Origin of the sequence: Streptococcus nasisuis, from assembly GCF_040836615.1 — a bacterium.
Classification (GTDB): Bacteria; Bacillota; Bacilli; order Lactobacillales; family Streptococcaceae; genus Streptococcus; species Streptococcus suis_V.
Map to the genome: position 1 here is coordinate 1,626,593 of NZ_CP162268.1, position 19,821 is coordinate 1,646,413.

The window sequence follows — 19,821 nt, forward strand, 5'->3', positions numbered from 1 at the left end:
TTAAGCTAGACAGAAAAAGCCATCTGTTTAGGCAATCCGCTTCGTCTTAGTAAGCCCTTCGAGTGTTCATTGAGACCTCGTTGTCCAGGACAACCTGGATCGGCAAAGAAAATATAGATGTCATGTGCATTCGAAATAGACTTCCAATTGGAAAACTCTTTCCCACAATCAAAAGTAATCGACTTAAAGAGATGACTGGGGAATCGAGACAGCCATTGATTGATGGCTTCCTCAATATCACTTGCTTTTCGTCCCTTAGTTTTCAGTGTAATGATGGCTTTTGAGAGGCGTTCTACTAAGCTAATGACCGCACTTTTGTGTTTCTCGCCAGCAATGGTATCTCCTTCGAGGTGCCCGAACTCTGTATGAAAATCAGGATAGAGTTCAGCTCTTTCACATAAATCTCTGCGAAAGGCTTGTTTTCCTCTTTTTTCGCTATGACCATTTGGTTTTCGTTTTCCTTTCCAAGGGAGGTCTTCCTTCTTGAAAATACCACGGTCAGCCAGTCGATAGAGAGTTCTCATCGAACAAGAGATCTTATCTGGATAAGTTCCTTTAATGACATCAAGGCTCCAGCTTTGATCAAACGAGTTTGAATAAAGTCTTTTTCTGCTTGCGACAGACTTATTTTTCTTCGACCGCAGCGTTTCTTATTGGCTTTGTAGTGTTCATAATAGTCATAGGCAGAACGTCCGTCTTTGAGAAAGTTGATAACATGATAGACGGTCTGCTTTGATCTTCCAAGAGCTATCATGATAGTTGTAACTTTTATACCTTCTTTGTAGTAAGCCTCTATCATTACGAGTTCATTTGTGGTTCATGGGTATAGGTCATTTATGTTAGTTCCTTTCAGACAAATGTGGTAGTTTATCTGAGCCTAACATAGATGGCTTTTTCTGTCTAGCTTAATTTGACAAATTGGGATTAAAAAACTTTGCGTATCATAAACTCAAAACAACCATGAAATGAGGGAATGAAATGCAAAGCCAACATTATTATCTCGCAAATATCAAACACAAGTTATTTTTTCAAAAATCTTTACCCATGTTCTCGCTTTATATGAGCGATTTGTTCCCCAGGAGGTTCGAAATCGGTGAAACATCCACCTACAAAAACAGTCTGATGTCGTTATTTTCTGTATTATGAAACATAGTTGAAAGTTAGACCAGTTTATTTAAGTCGAGAAGATCGCATTTCTGCACACTTCACAACTTGCTTCCTTGCTCTTATAATCTATCGCTACTTAGAGCTGGCGGTGCAGAAGCAATTCACATGTACTGAACTCATTGAAGCCTTACGGTCATATACCTTTAGGTACCTTCCTGGTTTTGGTTACCTACCAAACTATACTCAGACCGCTATTACTGATGAATTGCATTAGACATTTGGTTTCAGAAGAGATTATCAAATTATTAGCGAAAAAAGATGAAAAAAATGAGTTTGTAGACAAAGTCTCTTTTCGGACTTTCCTGAGGCGATGTCGGACGGTAGCGACTTCCTACGGAATTCCATACCTAGCCATTGGGCCTAAGGTCTCAATAGCTCCAAATGCTTGAAACGACAACGTTTCAAGCATTTTCATCACAGCGGAAAGTCTCGGTGTAGTCTCGCTACGCTCGCAAAATGAGACTATTTTTTCTTAGCAGAACTACTTAGTTTATTTTTCCAGAGTATAGTTTGTCTACGTTCTGAAAAATTTTACAATCGTCAAAATCGAGAAAAAGTACGTATTTTTGATATAAAAAGAACACCTCTCTAAACCCTTGATATGCATAGGGTTAGGGAGATTTTTGTCGTTTCAAACTGTCAAAGATGGGATTAAACCATAGATTCCACATGTAGCGGGAAAGCAACCTTGGAACCAAGACATAAAAAGACCTTGTACTCACTCAGTACAAAGTCCTACTAACTATAATTCAAAATCACTCTTCAGCTTGGCTATCATCTGCCGCAGCAAATCTTGATTGACACTGTATTTGACATCGCTATTTTTTGTATTGAAGAGAAGTAAGTCACCGTTAACTAGCTTTTGGGTGTGGAAGGATACAGCCGCCCCTGTGATATTGAGTCGCTCTGCGATATCCTTGCTCTTGGCATGGGGCTTGGTCAACTCTACCAAGACCTGATAGCGCGTGCTATCGCTGATAACCTTGAGGGCATTAGTCAAGTCATCTATATCCAATTCCTCATTGGACAGCAAAATCTGGTCGATCCGACAGGAAGCCAAAAGAGCAACCTTCATAGTGTCAAATTCTTCATTGCCGTAATAGGCAAACCAAAAACACCATGGACTGAGGACAAAGAATGGGGCATTTTCCACACCCAAGCTATCCAAGCTGGTCATGGCTAACTGCTTGGATTCTCTGTAGAGTTGTTCAATGTCAAAGTCTCTAGCAAAGGCTTCCCGCTCTGCTCTTGCCCCTTCAAAATAGGGCTGATAGATTGGGAGCAACTTGTTCAGGAGATCGACAGACCGCTCAACAGTTTCCAAGGGATTGCGAAGGGCCAGTAACCAATACCACTTTTCTGCTGGTTTTTTATCCGTTTTTTCCAAGAGTTCCATGAGGCTGAGGTCCTTCTCACGATGTCCGTCATTTTCAGACGCCAACATAGTCCGCATGGCTTCTTCGACTTCATCTTGGGACAGCTTTAAAATCAACTGACAGGCTTCCTCAACTGTCTTAGGATCCTGACTTTGATCCAAGAGGTAGAAATACAAGGTGTGCAGGATTGTAAAGATATGGCCCCAGAGAAAGACCTCGTTGACTTCTTGACGAAAATCCGCCAGCTTGTTTTCTACTTCATTGCGAATGTCCAAGGCATCTTTGAGAATGTCTTTTTCCTTCTGTGATAAATCCGCCTCAAACGGCTCCTCACGATCCTTGACAATCAAGGGAATGAACAGTTTTTCCACAATTTCACTGCGGTAATCACGGTAATCTAATTTCATACGCATACTTTCTAAACTTGAGCTACTTCATTTTTAGTTTTACGATCCACAAGAATAGTATAGCTTACTAGTCCTACAGAAAGCAAGAGAAAGATGAGGGAAATACTTGTGACAGATAAGATTGTCACCATCAGAGCAACTAAGGCTTGACCAGCTACCATACCGATTTGACAGAAGGTTGTAATACCAGCGTCAACAGTTGCCAATTTATCCTCTGGCAATTCATTCATAACAAGAGCACTCATTTTTGGATTAAAAATTCCCAGTGTCAAAGCCGTTACGAAAATCACTGCCAGTACCACATAGATATTGTGGAGAAAGAAACCTGAGAAAATCAAGACTGGCATCAATGTAGAGAACTTGAGGAGATTGATTAAGCTGACATTTTTGAACAAAGCCATTCCGATACTTGACCCCAAGATACTACCAACTGAGAAGAGAATTGTGATTAGGGCGACAGTTGTCCCTGCATTGACAATCACAAAGTCTGAGAACTCCTTCATATTGAGAATAACTAATGGTGAAAGTGCGGTAAAAATGGCATTCAGGCTGGCAATGGTAATAATTGACGCTTTGAGAACAGGGATGTTTTGAATAGCTTGATAAGATTCTTTGAGACTGTGACGCATCCCCTTGATAATACCTGCTTCTGTTTCTGTTTGCTCAGCTTCTTGGATTGGATTTTCCTTCAATAACTTGGCAAGAGCTGGACGGAGGGTTGCCATGATGGCAAGACTGACCAAGAAGGTTCCTGCATTGAAGAAGGCGAGATTCTGGTAAGACATAAAGCCGATGAGGATAGCACCGCTGGCTTGGAAGGCAATTTGCAAAAGTGATTTCACCGTCATCTTGAATGCCATAGCTGTTTCACGGTCTTCAGCAGCCACAACCCGCAAGCTGACTGGCATATAAAGGCCATTTTCGTATTGACCAGCCAGGTCAGACAGGAAGTTGATGACGCAGACCACTGCCACAACCCAGAGGGCTGGTGTAAATCCCATCAGGAAACCAACAAGGGCATACAAGCCAACACGAACCACAAGGGTTGCTAGAATGGTATCTAATTTATTTTTTGTCTTATCTGCCCAGATTCCCATAAAGAGACCGGCTAAAATCGGCAAGGTTTCAGAAGCGGTAATCATGGCCAAGGCAAACTTGGTATCTGGCAACAACAAGACATAGTTCATCAGAGCTAAGTAGTAAAGCGTATCGCCAAAGTTGGAAATCAAATCCACCACAAAGCTGGATAGAAACAATTTATTGTTGACTAGTTTTTTCATAAGAAACTCCTTTTTAATTAAATTAAATATTTGCTTAATTTAATTTTACACTTTATTTTAATAAAGTCAATGCTTAATTTTGTAAAAATTAAATATTTTTTAAACGTTTATTTAATTTTTCTTCTATCTAACTTTTCCTTGACAAGCGAAGCACAGTTTGTTATAGTATTGTTCGGGCACCTCTTTTGAGAGGTCGGAGAAAAGGCTCCCTAGTTTTAGGGAGCTATTTTTTGTTTTTCCCAGAGATTAATACACATTTGGAGGACTTATTGGATGAAGAAAATCGCATTTGATTCAAATAAGTATTTGAATTTACAACGTGATCATATTTTAGAGCGCATTGCTCAATTTGAAGGCAAATTGTATATGGAATTTGGTGGGAAAATGTTGGAAGATTTCCATGCAGCCCGTGTACTTCCTGGCTATGAACCTGATAATAAAATCAAACTTCTCCAAGAGTTAAAAGATCAAGTAGAAATCGTCATCGCCATCAATGCTAGCAATATCGAACACTCTAAGGCACGTGGCGACTTGGGTATTTCTTATGACCAAGAAGTCTTCCGCTTGATTGATACCTTCAATGATATTGATATTTATGTTGGTTCTGTCGTCATTACTCAATACCGCAACCAACCAGCCGCAGACGCCTTCCGCAAACAGTTGGAAAAACATGGTATCAAGTCCTATCTCCATTACCCAATAAAGGGCTATCCTTCTGATATTGACCACATCATCTCACCAGAAGGTATGGGCAAAAATGACTACATTGAAACTAGTCGCAATCTCGTCGTTGTCACCGCACCTGGACCAGGTTCAGGTAAATTGGCGACTTGTATCTCCCAACTTTACCACGACCAACTGCATGGCGTAACATCAGGCTATGCTAAGTTTGAAACCTTCCCAGTGTGGAACTTACCACTTCACCATCCCGTAAACTTAGCCTATGAAGCAGCAACTGCCGACCTGGACGACCTCAACATGATTGATCCTTTCCACCTTCAAACTTATGGCAAAACTGCGGTCAACTACAACCGTGACATCGAAGTCTTCCCTGTCCTCAACCGTACCTTTGAACGTATTTTGAGTAAATCACCATACGCATCTCCGACAGATATGGGTGTCAACATGGTAGGTTATTCCATCATCAATGAAGAAGCTGCAATTGAAGCATCTAAGCAAGAAATTATCCGCCGCTACTACCAGACCTTGGTTGATTTCAAGGCAGAGCGGGTGAGCGAGCAAGCAGTTAAAAAGATTGAACTCCTCATGAATGAAGTCGGTGTGATACCAGCAGATCGTAAGGTTGTTGTCGCTGCACGCGAAAAAGCAGAGCTGACAGCCAGCCCTGCCCTAGCTATTCAGTTGCCAAATGGTGAGATTGTCACAGGTAAGACATCCGACCTCCTCAAACCAACTGCCACTGTTCTCCTCAATGCCATCAAGCAAATTGCTAAAATCGATGACGAAACCCTTCTCATCGAACCAAACTACATCCGTCCAATTCAAGAATTGAAGGCAGATTATCTGGATAAAAATAATACTCGTTTGGATGCCAGCGAAATTCTTAACGCCCTTGCTATCACCGCACAAGACAGCCCTCTTGCTGCACGTGCCATGAAAGAATTGGGCCAATTAAATGGTAGCGAAGCCCACTCAACCGTTATCCTATCTGATGAAGACAAGAGTGTCCTCCGTAAATTAGGCATCAATCTTACCTTTGATCCTATCTATCAGCACAATAAGTTTTATCAGAAAAACTAAAGACAAAAATAGACTTGCCGGGGCAAGTCTATTTTTGTTATAGAAAAAACAAGAATATTTCTACCCTTGTTTTCTCATTTTATCAATTAATTGAAATCAACATACTCTTTTTGAAGTTCAAGAACTTCTTCTGCCGTAGCACATTCTGTCAAGGCACGGTGAGCATATTCTTCCATCTTAACTGTGTCAAGTCTCTTCATGAGGCTACGTGTACGAAGGACAGATGTTGCGCTCATAGAGAACTCATCCAAGCCCATACCAACAAGAAGTGGAACAGCTTGTTGGTCACCAGCCATCTCACCACACATACCAGCCCATTTGCCTTCTGCGTGTGCAGCCTTGATAACGTTGTTGATCAAGCGAAGGATAGACGGGTTGTAAGGTTGGTAAAGGTATGAAACTTGCTCGTTCATACGGTCAGCAGCCATTGTGTACTGGATAAGGTCGTTAGTACCGATAGAGAAGAAATCAACTTCTTTCGCAAATTGGTCCGCAAGCATAGCCGCAGCTGGGATTTCAATCATGATACCCACTTGAATATCATCTGCAACTGCAATGCCTTCCGCAAGTAATTTCGCTTTTTCTTCTTCAAGAATAGCTTTTGCAGCACGGAATTCTGTTACCAAAGCAACCATTGGGAACATGATACGCAATTTACCGTGAACAGATGAGCGCAACAAGGCACGCAACTGGGTACGGAACATTTGGTTACCAGTCTCAGAGATAGAGATACGAAGGGCACGGAAACCAAGGAATGGGTTCATTTCATGTGGAAGGTCGAAGTAAGGAAGTTCCTTATCACCGCCGATATCCATGGTGCGAACCACAACTGGCTTGCCATTCATACCTTCAAGAACAGCCTTGTAAGCCTCGTATTGCTCATCTTCCGTTGGGAAGTCTTGTGAATCCATGTAGAGGAATTCTGTACGATAGAGACCAACTGCCTCAGCACCGTTGTCATTGACACCCTCAACGTCTTTTGGCGTACCGATGTTTGCAGCCAATTCAAAGTGTTTGCCGTCAGCTGTCACTGTCTGAGCATCTTTCAGAAGAGCCCACTCAGCTTTTTGTTTCGCGTAGGCTTCACCAGCCGCCTTAAATTCTGCAATCACTTCTTCAGATGGGTTGATAACAACTTCACCAGTGATACCGTTAACAGCGAGGACATCGCCATCTTTTACGATTTCAGTAATATTATTTGTACCCAATACAGCTGCAATTTCAAGTGTACGAGCCATAATAGCTGAGTGACTTGTACGTCCACCGATGTTTGTAACGAAAGCTTTAACGAACTGTTTGTTCAGTTGAGCCGTATCAGAAGGTGTCAAGTCATGAGCAATCACAATAGACTCTTCATCAATTGTTGCTGGGTTTGGCAAACGAACACCAAGCAAGTGAGCTAGGACACGCTTAGCAACGTCGCGGATATCTGCTGCACGCTCTTGCATGTATGGGTTATCTTCCATACCTTCAAAGATAGCGATGAACATATCCGTTACTTCTTTCAAACCTGTTTCAGCATTTGTTTTCTTAGCACGGATAGTTTCCTTAATCTGTCCAATCATTTCTGGGTCAGCAAGAACCATCAAGTGTGCATCAAATACGGCTGCGGCTTCTTCCCCTAGGCTAGCTACTGCATTCTCACGAATAACAGAAAGCTCGTTTTGAGACGCTTCAAGAGCTGCATCCAAACGAGCTTCTTCTGCATTTGTATCTTCAACTGTAACAGTTTCAAAAGATAAATCGGGTTGAACCAGTAGATATGCCTTAGCAACGGCAACACCGTCAGATGCTGCAATTCCTTTAAGCATTTCTGTCATGTTCTTATGCCAATCCTTCTTTTTCCATTGTTTCTGTGATTGCTGCGATTGCATCGTCAGCATCTGCACCTTCAGCAGAGATTGTTACGTCAGCACCTTGGCCAACACCAAGAGACATAACACCCATGATAGATTTAAGGTTAACTGATTTTTCTTTGTAGTTCAACGTGATGTCTGAAGCGAATTTGCTAGCAGTTTGAACAAGCAAAGTTGCTGGACGTGCGTGGATACCTGTTTCTGCCACGATGTGGAAGTCTTTTGAAGCCATAGTTGGATTCTCCTTTTTGTTTTACAAAATTTAGGTTAATTATGATAACCCTTACAAAAGGCATTATACCACTTTTTGAAATCATTTTCAAGATTTTTTTGTATTTCTTTCATTTTTCTAAGAAAAAGACCTGCTTGGCGCAAGTCTTTGCAATACTCAAAAATATTGGACCATTGTTGTAACAAATTGACTAGTAGATAGGGCTTCTACTCCCAAATCCTTTGCAAAGTCAACAGTTACCTGTTTATTTTCAAAAGCTTTTTCGAGTCCAGAAACAATAATCTCTGCTGCCTCTTTCCAATTCATATAATCCAACATCATACAAGCAGACAACAGAACTGAACTTGGATTAGCCTTGTTTTGGCCAGCAATATCTGGCGCTGTTCCATGTGTAGCTTCAAAGATGGCATGTCCCGTTTGGTAATTGATATTTGCACCTGGTGAGATACCGATACCGCCAACCTGGGCAGCTAGGGCATCCGAAGCGTAGTCTCCGTTGAGATTGGTGAGGGCCACCACATCGAACTTTTCAGGAGCAAGTAAGATTTGCTGAAGGAAATTGTCCGCAATAATATCATTGACAACCAAGTCACCTGACGCAAGTTGCTCTGCATATTCTTCCTGGGCCAATTCATAGCCCCATTTACGGAAACCACCTTCCGTGAACTTTTGAATGTTGCCCTTGTGGACCAGGGTTACATTTTTTAGGCCATTTTCCAAGGCGTAATCAATAGCAGAGCGAACTAAGCGCTTGCTGCCTTCCTCAGAAATCGGCTTGATACCGATACTGGATGTCTCAGGGAAACGAATTTTACTAACTCCCATCTGGTCCTTCAAGAAAGCAAGCACCTGTGCTACTTCAGCAGTTCCAGCATCCCATTCGATACCTGCATAAATATCTTCGGTATTTTCACGGAAAATCGTAATATTGGTCTTTTCAGGCTCTTTGAGCGGGCTAGGTACACCCTTGAAATAGCGTACCGGACGCACACATGCGAAAAGGTCCAACTCCTGGCGCAGGGCGACATTGAGCGAGCGATGTCCCTTACCGACTGGCGTTCCCAAGGGCCCCTTGATAGCCAAGAGGTGGTCCTTAATGGTGGCTAAGGTCTCGTCTGGTAAGGAAGTTCCTGTTGTTTCATAGGCCTTTTCACCGGCCAATACTTCCTTCCAGACAATCTGACGCTGGCCATCATAAGCCTTTTCAACTGCCGCATCAATCGCAGACTGAGCCGCTGACCAAATATCCTTACCGACACCGTCCCCCTCGATATAGGGAATAATGGGTTGGTCAGGAACCAGCAACTTTCCATTTTCAAATCTAATTTTTTCTGCCATACTTATCTCTTTCCGATTGGGATATAGGTCAAATTCCGTCCACCTAGATAGGACGAACGAGGACGGATGAGCTTATTGTTCTTGCGTTGTTCCTGTACATGGGCAATCCAGCCGGCCATACGGCTCATGGCAAAAATCAAGGTAAAAATATCACTGTCAATGCCCAAAACATGGTATACCGTCGCCGAATAGAAATCCACATTGGGAATCAAGCCTTTTTTGTGTTTGATAAAGTCCTCTACTTCTTCGGACAAGCGATAGAAGGCCTCATCATCCGTTCCCATTGTCAAATCACGCGCCATTTCCTTCAAATATTCTTGACGAGGATCCACCGTTTGATAAACCCGGTGACCAAAGCCCATAATTTTTTCTTTTGAGTCCAATTTTTGCTGCAAGTAACCTTCTGTATCACCAAATTCACGGATAGCCAGCAACATATCGAAAACCCGCTCATTAGCTCCGCCATGTAGAGAACCCTTGAGCGTTCCAATAGCTGTCGTCACGCAAGAATAAATATCTGTCAGGGTGGAGGCGGTCACGCGCGCCGCAAAGGTCGAGGCGTTGAGTTCATGGTCAGCATGGAGGACCAGTGCCTTGCTAAAGGCCTTGACTTGCAAATCTGTCGGCTCCTGCCCATTGAGCATATAGAGGAAATTAGCGGCAAAGCCCAGATCCTCACGAGGCTCAATCGGCACCAAGCCCTTCCGCAGACGAGCAAAGGTTGCAATGATTGTCGGAACCTTAGCCATAATCTGAATCGACTGGTCATAGAGGGCCTCCAGCGAACTTTCCTCAGCCCGAACATTGTAAACACCTAAGAGTGACACCGTTGACCGCAAGACACTCATCGGGTGCAGGTGTCTGCGTGACTGGATGAGAATGCACTGCTCCACCGCATCAGAAATGGCATACTCAGCCCGCAAGGCTTTTTCAAAATAATTGAGCTCAATCTGCGTCGGGAGGTGCAGATTCCAAAGCAAGTAAATGACCTCTTCAAAAGACGCATTATTGTCCATCAACTCTGAAATATCATAACCAGCATAGGAAAGGCGGTCATTTTCAATCGCACTAATGCGCGTATCGCAGGCAATGGCATCTTTCAATCCATTTGTTTCTGTCATAGTTGACCTCCTAGTTTCTTTCTCACCACCATTGGCAAAATGCCTCCGTGGCGGTAATAACGAATATCAGCCTCCGCATCAAAGCGAGCCAGAGCCTGAAATTCCTTGGTTTCATTTTCCGAAATAGCCCGAACAGTTACCATCTGACCAACTGTCACATCCTCCGGCAAATCGATAGAGTAGGTTTCCAAACCAGTCAAGCCCAGACTGTCTACTGTCTGCCCCTCAAGGAATTGCAAGGGTAGGACACCCATCATGACTAGATTAGAGCGGTGAATGCGTTCAAAGGATTCTGCCAATACAGCCTTGACACCCAAAAGATTGGCCCCCTTGGCTGCCCAGTCACGACTAGAACCCATCCCATAGTCCTTACCAGCAATTACCAGGCTACCAATTCCAGCCTCCTGATACTTCATAGCAACATCATAAATCGGCAGAATTTCGCCATCATACTTGGTAAAACCACCAATTTTTCCATCTGCCAACTCATTTTTAATCCGGATATTGGCAAATGTTCCTCGCATCATGACCTGGTGGTTCCCACGGCGACTACCATAGGAGTTGAAGTCAAAGTATGAAATCCCATTATCCTCTAGGTAGCGAGCAGCGGGACTGAGCCGCGCAATGTTCCCCGCTGGTGAAATGTGGTCGGTAGTGACAGAGTCTCCAAATTTGGCCAGGACTGCTAGATTGTCCAAAGGCTTGATAGATAAATCCGCCTGCATATTATCAAAATATGGCGGGTTTTGAATGTAGGTTGACTTGTCATTCCAGGCATAATTTTTATCCGATGTCGTTTCAATGGCGTTCCAAGCTTGACTATCTGTAAAGACCTGTTGGTATTCTTCCTTATAAAGGTCACGGGTCACATACTGCTCGATATAGGCATCTACTTCTTCACGACTTGGCATGATGTCTGAGAGATAGACAGGTTGACCATTCTGGTCTTGACCAAGCGGCTCTGTCGTCAAGTCAACATTCATGTTTCCTGCAATGGCATAGGCCACTACAAGGGGCGGACTTGCAAGGAAATTAGCTTTGACAAGCGGATTGATACGGCCCTCAAAGTTGCGGTTACCAGACAAGACTGCCGAAACCAGCAAATCTTCTTCCTTAATGGCTTCTGCAACTTCTACTGGCAAATCACCGGAATTCCCGATACAAGTGGTACAACCATAGCCGACCAAGTTAAATCCAAGCGCATCCAGATAGGTTTGGAGGCCTGAATTTTTCAAGTAACCTGTAACAACTTTTGAACCAGGTGCCAGAGAAGTCTTGACCGTTTTATTGACTGTCAGGCCTTTTTCAACCGCATTCTTAGCCAGTAATCCTGCCGCTAAAAGTACGTAGGGGTTAGATGTATTTGTACAAGAGGTAATAGCGGCAATGGCCACATGACCTGTCTGAATCGTCTCATCTCCGTCTGCATAATGCACCGTCGCTGTCTTATCTAGCTCTGCCTTGTCCAAACCAAAACCACGAACACCAACTTCACGAGTGATGCTGGCAGCAAATTCCTCCTTGGCATCGGTCAATTCAATCAAATCTTGCGGCCGTTTTGGTCCAGAAATAGACGGCACCACCGTTGACAAATCCAACTCCAAAACCTTGGTGTAGGTTGGGAAATTGACCTCATCGTAGAACAGATGATTGACCTTGGCATAAGCCTCCGTCAAGGCGATATGGTCCTCTGAACGGTTGGTCAGGCGCATGTAGTTCAAGGTCTCAGCATCGATCGGGAAGTAACCACAAGTCGCGCCATACTCAGGTGCCATGTTGGAAACCGTCGCCCGGTCAGCCAGTGCCAATGAAGACAGACCTGGTCCAAAAAATTCAACAAACTTGCCGACAACATTTTCCTGGCGGAGCAATTGTGTCACCCGTAGAGCCAAATCTGTCGCTGTTGCAACCTTGGGCAGACTGCCTGTCAAATGAACACCAATCACTTCTGGAATTGGGAAATAAGACGCCTCTCCCAACATAGCTGCCTCGGCCTCAATACCTCCGACACCCCAGCCCAGAACACCGATACCGTTGATCATGGTCGTATGGCTGTCCGTACCGAACATAGAATCTGGATAAAGTAGGCCATCCTGCTCGATGACAACATCACTGAGGAACTCAATGTTGACCTGGTGGATAATCCCTGTTGCAGGTGGCACAGCCCGATAATTCTCAAAAGAGTTTTCCGCCCATTTTAAGAATTCATAACGCTCGTTATTGCGCTCAAATTCTAGCTCAATATTTTTTTCCAGAGCCTGGTCCGTACCGAAGTAATCGACTTGCACAGAGTGGTCAACCACCAAATCAACTGGAATTTCGGGGTTGATCAAATCAGGACTGCCACCCGCCTTAACCACCGCATCACGCATGGATGCAAGGTCAACCACAACTGGAACCCCTGTAAAATCCTGCAAAATAACACGACTAGGCTTAAAAGGAACCTCACCCTGTGGAGTTGCAGCCTGGTAGGTCACCAAATCTTTAACGTGACTTTTGGTCACATCTACACCATCTTCCTTACGAAGTAAGCTTTCTAGCAGAATACGAATCGTATAAGGGAGTGCATGAATATTCACACCATGTTCTTGGGCAACCTCTCCCAAATCATAGTAAGAGAATAATTTTTGTTTGTGTTCAAAATTCGATTTGTTCTTTTGAGTCATGTCTGTTACCTCTATGTATTCATTATGTATATTATACTGGAAGTTGCTTTTTTTATTCAAACACAACTTAACCATGAATGTTATATTTTATAACATATGGTTATTTCGCATAGAAAACAGCTCTACTACGGCTTAAACAAGGCTTGTAGACCTCATTTTCAGAAAACACTACATGTAGTATTTTCTTGTTCGATAATCATCTATATTTTGTGATTTGTTTAAGCTAACCCCTTGACTTTAACCCCAAAATCTTGTATTCTAGATTGGTAAATTTGAAGGAAATTATGCAATTTCCTTGTCAACAAAGGAGAAATCGAATGGTTACTATCTATTCAAAAAATGATTGTGTACAGTGCAAGATGTCTAAGAAATTCCTAGACCAACACGGTGTGGAATACAAGGAAATCAACCTGGATGAGCAGCCAGAATTTATTGACCACGTCAAAGGACTTGGTTTCTCAGCAGCCCCAGTGATTGAAACCGAAAACGACGTTTTCTCTGGTTTCCAACCTGCAAAATTAAAAGCCTTAGTATAAGAACCCTATTATAGAAAGAGATTGCGACTATGAGTTTGAAAGATTTGGGCGATGTGTCCTACTTCCGTTTAAATAACGAAATCAACCGTCCTGTCAATGGGCAAATCCCCCTCCACAAGGATCAGGAGGCCCTTAAAGCCTTTTTCAAGGAAAATGTTATCCCTAACAGCAAGCAATTCGATAGCATTTTGGATAAAATCAACTATCTTGTCGAGGAAAATTATTTAGAAAAAGAATTTTTGGAGCAGTACAGCCCAGAATTTCTCATTAAAATTGACCAATTTTTGAAAGACCAGAACTTCCAATTTAAGTCTTTCATGGCAGCCTACAAGTTTTATAACCAGTATGCCCTCAAGACAAACGACGGTGCTTACTATCTGGAAAGCATGGAGGACCGCGTCCTCTTCAACGCCCTCTATTTTGCGGAAGGTGACGAAGAATTGGCCTTGGATTTGGCAAACGAGATGATCCACCTGCGTTACCAGCCTGCAACTCCTTCCTTCCTCAATGCTGGTCGTGCTCGCCGTGGTGAATTGGTATCCTGTTTCTTGCTTCAAGTAACAGACGACATGAACTCTATCGGTCGTTCTATCAACTCTGCTCTGCAATTATCCCGTATCGGTGGCGGTGTCGGTATCTCCCTCAGCAACCTGCGCGAGGCTGGCGCTCCTATCAAGGGATATGAAGGAGCTGCATCTGGTGTCGTTCCAGTTATGAAACTTTTTGAAGATAGTTTCTCTTATTCCAACCAGCTTGGTCAGCGTCAAGGTGCCGGTGTGGTTTACTTGGATGTTTTCCACCCAGATATTATCGCCTTCCTTTCGACTAAGAAGGAAAATGCGGATGAGAAAGTTCGTGTTAAAACCCTTTCTCTCGGCATCACTGTTCCTGACAAATTCTACGAATTGGCTCGTAAAAATGAGGACATGTACCTATTCAGCCCTTACTCTGTTGAGCTAGAATACGGCGTGCCATTCAGCTATTTGGACATTACAGCTAAATATGACGAGTTGGTGGCCAACCCTCGCATTCGTAAGACAAAAATCAAGGCCCGCGATTTGGAGACAGAAATTTCAAAACTCCAACAAGAATCAGGCTATCCGTACGTCATCAACATTGACACGGCCAACCGCAGCAATCCAGTTGACGGCAAAATCATCATGTCCAACCTTTGCTCAGAAATCCTGCAAATCCAGACACCGAGCGTCATCAACGATTCGCAAGAATATTTGACAATGGGTACTGACGTTTCATGTAACTTGGGTTCAACCAACATTGTTAACCTCATGAAATCACCTGACTTTGGTCGTTCTGTTCGTGCTATGACACGCGCCTTGACCTATGTTACTGACCATTCGCACATTTCTGCTGTGCCTTCGATTGAGGCAGGTAATGAGCGTGCACATTCGATTGGTTTGGGTGCCATGGGACTTCATTCTTACTTGGCGCAAAACTTGGTGGACTACGGTTCAAAAACAGCCGTTGAATTTACCAATATCTACTTCATGCTCCTCAACTACTGGACTTTGGTAGAATCAAACAACATTGCACGCGAACGCAAGGCGACTTTTGATAACTTTGAAAACTCAAAATACGCAGACGGCACTTATTTCGATAAGTATGTGACAGGCGACTACCAACCACAATCTGACCGTGTTAAAGAATTGTTCCAAGGTATTTTCATTCCAAGCGGACAAGATTGGGCTGACCTGCGTGATAAGGTGATGGCAGACGGTCTCTACCACCAAAACCGCTTGGCAGTTGCACCAAATGGCTCTATTTCCTATATCAATGATGTCTCTGCTTCCATCCACCCAATTACTCAACGGATTGAAGAACGTCAAGAGAAGAAAATCGGTAAAATCTACTATCCAGCAGCAGGCTTGGCAACGGAAACTATTCCGTTCTACAAATCAGCCTACGACATGGATATGCGCAAGGTGATTGATGTCTACGCTGCTGCTACTGAGCACGTCGACCAAGGTTTGTCACTGACCCTCTTCCTCCGCAGCGAATTGCCAAAAGAGCTTTACGAGTGGAAAAATGAGAACAAGCAGACAACCCGTGACCTCTCTATCCTGCGCAACTACGCCTTCAACAAAGGCATCAAGTCTATCTACTACATCCGCACCTTCACCGACGACGGAGAAGAAATCGGATCAAACCAATGTGAAAGTTGTGTAATTTAACGTAGCAAGATTAGCTGTTGGCAAGCCAACTACCTAATCTACGCCAACCGCTATGAGCGGATTAGCTAGTTACCATACGTCAAATTGTGCTGCTTGCAAACAAAGCAATCTAATGAACGTCCTTGGGGCGTTTTTTAGCAAAAAATATGATACAATAGTGTAGATATTTCTAGAAAAGAAAGAGAGAAATATGGAAACCTACTACAAAGCCATAAACTGGAATGCCATTGAAGATGTCATTGATAAATCAACCTGGGAAAAATTGACCGAGCAATTTTGGCTCGACACGCGTATCCCTTTGTCCAATGACTTAGATGACTGGCGCAAATTGACTGCCGAAGAGAAAGACCTGGTTGGCAAGGTCTTTGGTGGTCTGACACTCTTGGATACCCTTCAATCTGAAACAGGTGTTCAAGCCCTCCGCCAAGATGTGAGGACACCACACGAAGAGGCTGTTTACAACAACATCCAATTCATGGAGTCTGTTCACGCCAAGTCCTACTCTTCTATCTTCTCCACTCTTAACACCAAGTCAGAGATTGACGAAATTTTTGAATGGACCAACAGCAATGAATACCTGCAACACAAGGCTAAAATCATCAACGAAATTTATGAAAATGGCACAGCGCTCGAGAAGAAAGTAGCCAGCGTATTTTTAGAGACCTTCCTTTTCTATTCTGGTTTCTTCACTCCGCTCTACTATCTTGGAAATAACAAGCTGGCCAACGTTGCTGAAATTATCAAGTTGATTATCCGTGACGAATCTGTCCACGGTACCTATATCGGCTATAAATTCCAGCTCGGTTTCAATGAATTGACCGAAGAGGAGCAAGACAAGCTCCGCGACTGGATGTACGACCTGCTCTATCAGCTTTATGAAAATGAAGAAGGCTACACTCGTTCGCTCTATGATAGCGTTGGTTGGACTGAGGAAGTTTTGACCTTCCTACGCTACAACGCCAATAAAGCCCTCATGAACATGGGACAAGACCCACTCTTCCCAGATTCAGCGGATGATGTCAATCCAATCATCATGAACGGTATTTCGACCGGTACATCCAACCACGACTTCTTCTCTCAAGTTGGTAACGGCTATCTGCTCGGTGAAGTAGAGGCCATGAAGGATGATGATTACCTTTATGGTTTGTAAAATAGATAAATAAAAAAGCAGTCGACCACTGCTTTTTTTTCTATACCCCAACCAATATCATGCCGTAGGCAATCAGATTGTTGACAAAATGGAGCGCCATTGAATAGCGGATATCTCGTTTGAGCAAGAAAATCCATCCCAGATTGACTCCCATTGTAAAGTAAATCAAGAACTGCGGAATGGTTGCAGGTCCGTGTGGTAGGCTGAACAAAATCCCTGACACAATCAAGTAAATCCCCACTGTTTTCATGCTCTGCATTTTCGGGAAGAAATAGGTGGCCAGAAAACCACGGAAAATCAATTCTTCCAGGATAGGGGCAAATACCACTACGGAGAAAAAAGCAAGAATGGGGTAAGCAGAAACAAACTGCACCACTATCATCTGGTTTTGGCTTTCCTCTACAGGAATGAGAAACTGAATGACAAAATAGACCAGGTAGACCAGAATAGGCCAGTGTAGCTTGTGGAACCAGCTGCTTTCGACGGTGTAGGCAATGGTCTTGCGTGGATAGACGACCTTCCAGAGGACCACAGCGAGGATTGTGGTCAGCACGATGCCGATAATGCCGCTAATCCAGACTGCTTGTTCCACAATTGGAGCTGGTAGCTCTGCTGCTAGTTGGTCCTTGAAGATGCCCAGCGAGATAAAGCTGCTGGTGACCTGGCTTGCTAGGAAATAAAGCACTATCAAGCCTAAGTGTTTGATAAATTTTAACATAGATAACCCCCTAATCTACTTTTCTAAATTCAGCAATAGCATCCAGTCTGACCAATCGAGTCGTGGTCTTACCGGCCTTGCCTGTCTGACTGAGCTTGACCCAATCCTCATCGCAGGCCTCAATCGTAAAATCCTGTCCAATCCCATCTTCAAAGACTACATGAACTGTAGTACCAACCAATTCTTCCACCATTTTTGACATGACATTTCCTCCATTTATCTGTCTTTTGAGTTTCTTGATCTGTTTGGCCAATTTCTTGACTTTTCCAGCATAGGAAAAATAAGATATATACAAGAAAACAACCGCTGCAAGGGCAACATACTCCATACTGCACCTCCGACTTATCCTAATGAACCATTCATGAGCATCTGCATCAAAAGCATGAGCAAAAATCCGATGATATTGTTGATGAAATGCACCAGCATGCTGTACTCCAAGCGTTTGCCTAGGCGGTAAATGAGACCTAGCACCAGCCCCATGCCTCCATACATAATCCAAGAACCAAGCCCTGTCGGAGCGTGCATAAGACCAAAGAGTAGACTGGATAAGATGAGACCGAAGATAGATTCCTTGCCAAAGATTTTGCCCATGATAAAGCCTCGGAAGACGATTTCCTCGACAATAGGAGCAAAAATAGATGTCAATAAAAACAAGATAATCGGAGGAAATCCCATATCTTCAATGGCTTGCTGATTGACTGTGTTGAGCCCTTCACCCGACAATTGCATGACAATGCCTGCTATGATTTTAACAGCAAAAACTGCAATAAATCCAAGGCCTACATAGGCCAACATCTTGAGAAAACCGTCCTGCCAAAATTTCGAAAGTAACTTCGCTTTACCTGCTAAGAAGATTTCCAAACCTGTCACTACCAGCAAGGCAGCGCTTGCCCAGACTAGATTGAGCCCTTGGTAATTGTCCAACCGAACTAAAACAAAGGTCGCACTGATATTTAATGCAAAAGCCAAGAGAAACCATAAAATATAGGGCCAATTTTTCACCATATTCCATTCTTTAATTTTCATCGCAATCTCCTTTTTTCTATATTATTTATAATAATTTTTTGCCATTTTTAACTGCATGACCATAATATAGATATGAATACCTCCTGCAATCAAGAGGCCTGTCAATTCTACTTCTCCTTGAATAGCTGAAAGAGCAAAACAAAATAGATAAATCCCCGGTAAAATCATACTGCTCAAGTTCATCACGATTTCAAAAGACATTTTGTAGTTTGCCTGCAATTCTGCCTCATCCAACCCTAAAACGTTAGCCTTTACTTCCTTCAAGGTTGGCACAAGAGGCGCCTTAATACCTTTTATCTTATTGTGCCGTTTCATCAGCAACATTTGCATAACGGTGGTGTAAACCAAGACAACAAATGGCCAAATTGAAAAGAATATAAATAACCCATTATAAGAAATATCCAATTTAAAATTGAGCATCAAACTGACCATTCCCAAAACTGACATAAGACCTGTAAATGTCAATGCGTACGAGTAGTCTAAACTCAGTACTCGATATAGTTCATCAATTCGCTCATCGTCATCAGCTAAATCCTTATATATTTTATAGTTCTTTTCTGCTTTTATAAAATAATAAAGCTGTGCCAATAAGGAAACAAGTGTCATGAACAAGAGCACTCCGCTAGCTATATCAAGGATAGTTTGGAAGGGTAGTTGCAAAGGATGATCTAATAAGTCAAAAAATCCAATTAAAAAACCTATAGGCGCACCAATTAAAGCACCAATACCCAGTTGTTTACCCAATCTGAGAAGACTATTTTTTGATTTTTCTTTCTTCATCCCTCTACCTCCACTAATTGAAAGACATTCTCCACATTCTCGTTAAAAATTTGTGCAATTCGCATGGCAATGACCACCGAGGGTGTGTATTCTCCCCGCTCAATCAAGCTAATGGTCTGCCGCGAAACTTCTGCTAATTTTGCCAACTCAGTCTGGTTGAGGCTATCCCGTGCCCGCAACTCCTTGAGCCGATTTTTTAAGACATATTCCATAAATTT

Annotated in this window: 16 protein-coding genes and 1 pseudogene; 4 read left to right on the top strand and 13 right to left on the bottom strand. The window is 43.1% G+C overall.

The genetic code is table 11. The features are described from left to right. Positions 1–14: 14 nt before the first annotated feature. From AB1F57_RS08215 to AB1F57_RS08225, 3 genes and pseudogenes are all read right to left on the bottom strand, one after another. Positions 15–834, bottom strand: a pseudogene (locus AB1F57_RS08215) (IS30 family transposase); the annotation flags it as partial. Between the two features lie 1,075 nt (positions 835–1,909). After that, positions 1,910–2,950, bottom strand: coding sequence for an ArsR family transcriptional regulator (locus tag AB1F57_RS08220; protein WP_367985606.1), 1,041 nt, complete (start codon positions 2,948–2,950; stop codon positions 1,910–1,912). Positions 2,951–2,961: 11 nt separating this feature from the next. Beyond that, entirely contained in the window at positions 2,962–4,230 is a 1,269-nt protein-coding gene (locus tag AB1F57_RS08225; protein WP_367985607.1) for an MFS transporter, read from the bottom strand. Positions 4,231–4,503: 273 nt separating this feature from the next. Here AB1F57_RS08225 and AB1F57_RS08230 point away from each other — a divergent pair, with 273 nt between their 5' ends. Further along, a complete protein-coding gene (locus AB1F57_RS08230; RefSeq protein WP_367985608.1) occupies positions 4,504–5,991 on the top strand; it encodes a DUF1846 domain-containing protein in 1,488 nt (495 codons plus the stop codon). Positions 5,992–6,077: 86 nt separating this feature from the next. On the opposite strand, the gene ptsP is transcribed toward AB1F57_RS08230, so the two are convergent. From ptsP to acnA, 5 genes are all read right to left on the bottom strand, one after another. Then, positions 6,078–7,811 (bottom strand): phosphoenolpyruvate--protein phosphotransferase, encoded by a 1,734-nt coding sequence (ptsP, locus tag AB1F57_RS08235; protein ID WP_105137882.1) that lies wholly within the window; start codon positions 7,809–7,811, stop codon positions 6,078–6,080. A gap of 4 nt (positions 7,812–7,815) precedes the next feature. Then, positions 7,816–8,079: a phosphocarrier protein HPr gene (locus tag AB1F57_RS08240; protein ID WP_002936050.1), complete on the bottom strand. Its 264-nt coding sequence runs from the start codon at positions 8,077–8,079 to the stop codon at positions 7,816–7,818. Positions 8,080–8,235: 156 nt separating this feature from the next. Next, a complete protein-coding gene (icd, locus tag AB1F57_RS08245) occupies positions 8,236–9,417 on the bottom strand; it encodes an NADP-dependent isocitrate dehydrogenase (protein WP_367985609.1) in 1,182 nt (393 codons plus the stop codon). 2 nt (positions 9,418–9,419) lie between these two features. Further along, complete coding sequence (locus AB1F57_RS08250) at positions 9,420–10,538, bottom strand: citrate synthase (protein ID WP_105137884.1); 1,119 nt, start codon at positions 10,536–10,538, stop codon at positions 9,420–9,422. Further along, positions 10,535–13,204, bottom strand: a complete 2,670-nt coding sequence (gene acnA / locus AB1F57_RS08255) for an aconitate hydratase AcnA (RefSeq protein ID WP_367985610.1) — start codon at positions 13,202–13,204, stop codon at positions 10,535–10,537. Before acnA ends, AB1F57_RS08250 begins: the two co-directional genes overlap by 4 nt. Positions 13,205–13,521: 317 nt before the next feature. On the opposite strand from acnA, the gene nrdH reads away from it, so the two are divergent. From nrdH to nrdF, 3 genes are all read left to right on the top strand, one after another. Continuing rightward, complete coding sequence (nrdH, locus tag AB1F57_RS08260; protein WP_105101028.1) at positions 13,522–13,740, top strand: glutaredoxin-like protein NrdH; 219 nt, start codon at positions 13,522–13,524, stop codon at positions 13,738–13,740. A 29-nt stretch (positions 13,741–13,769) separates the two neighbouring features. Continuing rightward, entirely contained in the window at positions 13,770–15,929 is a 2,160-nt protein-coding gene (gene nrdE, locus AB1F57_RS08265; RefSeq protein WP_105110321.1) for a class 1b ribonucleoside-diphosphate reductase subunit alpha, read from the top strand. Positions 15,930–16,119: 190 nt separating this feature from the next. Beyond that, positions 16,120–17,079 (top strand): class 1b ribonucleoside-diphosphate reductase subunit beta, encoded by a 960-nt coding sequence (gene nrdF / locus AB1F57_RS08270; protein ID WP_167785465.1) that lies wholly within the window; start codon positions 16,120–16,122, stop codon positions 17,077–17,079. Positions 17,080–17,119: 40 nt separating this feature from the next. Here the strand turns inward: nrdF and AB1F57_RS08275 are convergent, their stop codons facing one another. The 5 genes from AB1F57_RS08275 to AB1F57_RS08295 are packed head-to-tail and all read right to left on the bottom strand — an operon-like array spanning position 17,120 to position 19,815. Beyond that, on the bottom strand, positions 17,120–17,797 hold the full coding sequence (locus tag AB1F57_RS08275; RefSeq protein WP_105137888.1) for a type II CAAX endopeptidase family protein: 678 nt from the start codon (positions 17,795–17,797) through the stop codon (positions 17,120–17,122). A gap of 10 nt (positions 17,798–17,807) precedes the next feature. Then, positions 17,808–18,125: a LapA family protein gene (locus tag AB1F57_RS08280; protein WP_167785464.1), complete on the bottom strand. Its 318-nt coding sequence runs from the start codon at positions 18,123–18,125 to the stop codon at positions 17,808–17,810. A gap of 14 nt (positions 18,126–18,139) precedes the next feature. Beyond that, entirely contained in the window at positions 18,140–18,823 is a 684-nt protein-coding gene (locus tag AB1F57_RS08285; protein ID WP_161498000.1) for a type II CAAX endopeptidase family protein, read from the bottom strand. 21 nt (positions 18,824–18,844) lie between these two features. Further along, positions 18,845–19,603, bottom strand: coding sequence for a DUF3169 family protein (locus AB1F57_RS08290; RefSeq protein WP_170239562.1), 759 nt, complete (start codon positions 19,601–19,603; stop codon positions 18,845–18,847). Next, the gene (locus tag AB1F57_RS08295) at positions 19,600–19,815 is read right to left on the bottom strand and encodes a helix-turn-helix transcriptional regulator (RefSeq protein WP_105122181.1); all 216 of its coding nucleotides are present in this window, start codon (positions 19,813–19,815) and stop codon (positions 19,600–19,602) included. Before AB1F57_RS08295 ends, AB1F57_RS08290 begins: the two co-directional genes overlap by 4 nt. Positions 19,816–19,821: the final 6 nt, after the last annotated feature.

Excerpts from the sequence above, each read along its gene's own strand:
- AB1F57_RS08295 (WP_105122181.1), bottom strand. The coding sequence starts at position 19,815 with ATGGAATATGTCTTAAAAAATCGGCTCAAGGAGTTGCGGGCACGGGAT.
- ptsP (WP_105137882.1), bottom strand. The coding sequence starts at position 7,811 with ATGACAGAAATGCTTAAAGGAATTGCAGCATCTGACGGTGTTGCCGTT.
- AB1F57_RS08275 (WP_105137888.1), bottom strand. The coding sequence starts at position 17,797 with ATGTTAAAATTTATCAAACACTTAGGCTTGATAGTGCTTTATTTCCTA.
- AB1F57_RS08220 (WP_367985606.1), bottom strand. The coding sequence starts at position 2,950 with ATGAAATTAGATTACCGTGATTACCGCAGTGAAATTGTGGAAAAACTG.
- icd (WP_367985609.1), bottom strand. The coding sequence starts at position 9,417 with ATGGCAGAAAAAATTAGATTTGAAAATGGAAAGTTGCTGGTTCCTGAC.
- AB1F57_RS08285 (WP_161498000.1), bottom strand. The coding sequence starts at position 18,823 with ATGAAAATTAAAGAATGGAATATGGTGAAAAATTGGCCCTATATTTTA.
- AB1F57_RS08290 (WP_170239562.1), bottom strand. The coding sequence starts at position 19,603 with ATGAAGAAAGAAAAATCAAAAAATAGTCTTCTCAGATTGGGTAAACAA.
- nrdF (WP_167785465.1), top strand. The coding sequence starts at position 16,120 with ATGGAAACCTACTACAAAGCCATAAACTGGAATGCCATTGAAGATGTC.
- acnA (WP_367985610.1), bottom strand. The coding sequence starts at position 13,204 with ATGACTCAAAAGAACAAATCGAATTTTGAACACAAACAAAAATTATTC.
- nrdE (WP_105110321.1), top strand. The coding sequence starts at position 13,770 with ATGAGTTTGAAAGATTTGGGCGATGTGTCCTACTTCCGTTTAAATAAC.
- nrdH (WP_105101028.1), top strand. The coding sequence starts at position 13,522 with ATGGTTACTATCTATTCAAAAAATGATTGTGTACAGTGCAAGATGTCT.
- AB1F57_RS08250 (WP_105137884.1), bottom strand. The coding sequence starts at position 10,538 with ATGACAGAAACAAATGGATTGAAAGATGCCATTGCCTGCGATACGCGC.
- AB1F57_RS08280 (WP_167785464.1), bottom strand. The coding sequence starts at position 18,125 with ATGGAGTATGTTGCCCTTGCAGCGGTTGTTTTCTTGTATATATCTTAT.
- AB1F57_RS08240 (WP_002936050.1), bottom strand. The coding sequence starts at position 8,079 with ATGGCTTCAAAAGACTTCCACATCGTGGCAGAAACAGGTATCCACGCA.
- AB1F57_RS08230 (WP_367985608.1), top strand. The coding sequence starts at position 4,504 with ATGAAGAAAATCGCATTTGATTCAAATAAGTATTTGAATTTACAACGT.
- AB1F57_RS08225 (WP_367985607.1), bottom strand. The coding sequence starts at position 4,230 with ATGAAAAAACTAGTCAACAATAAATTGTTTCTATCCAGCTTTGTGGTG.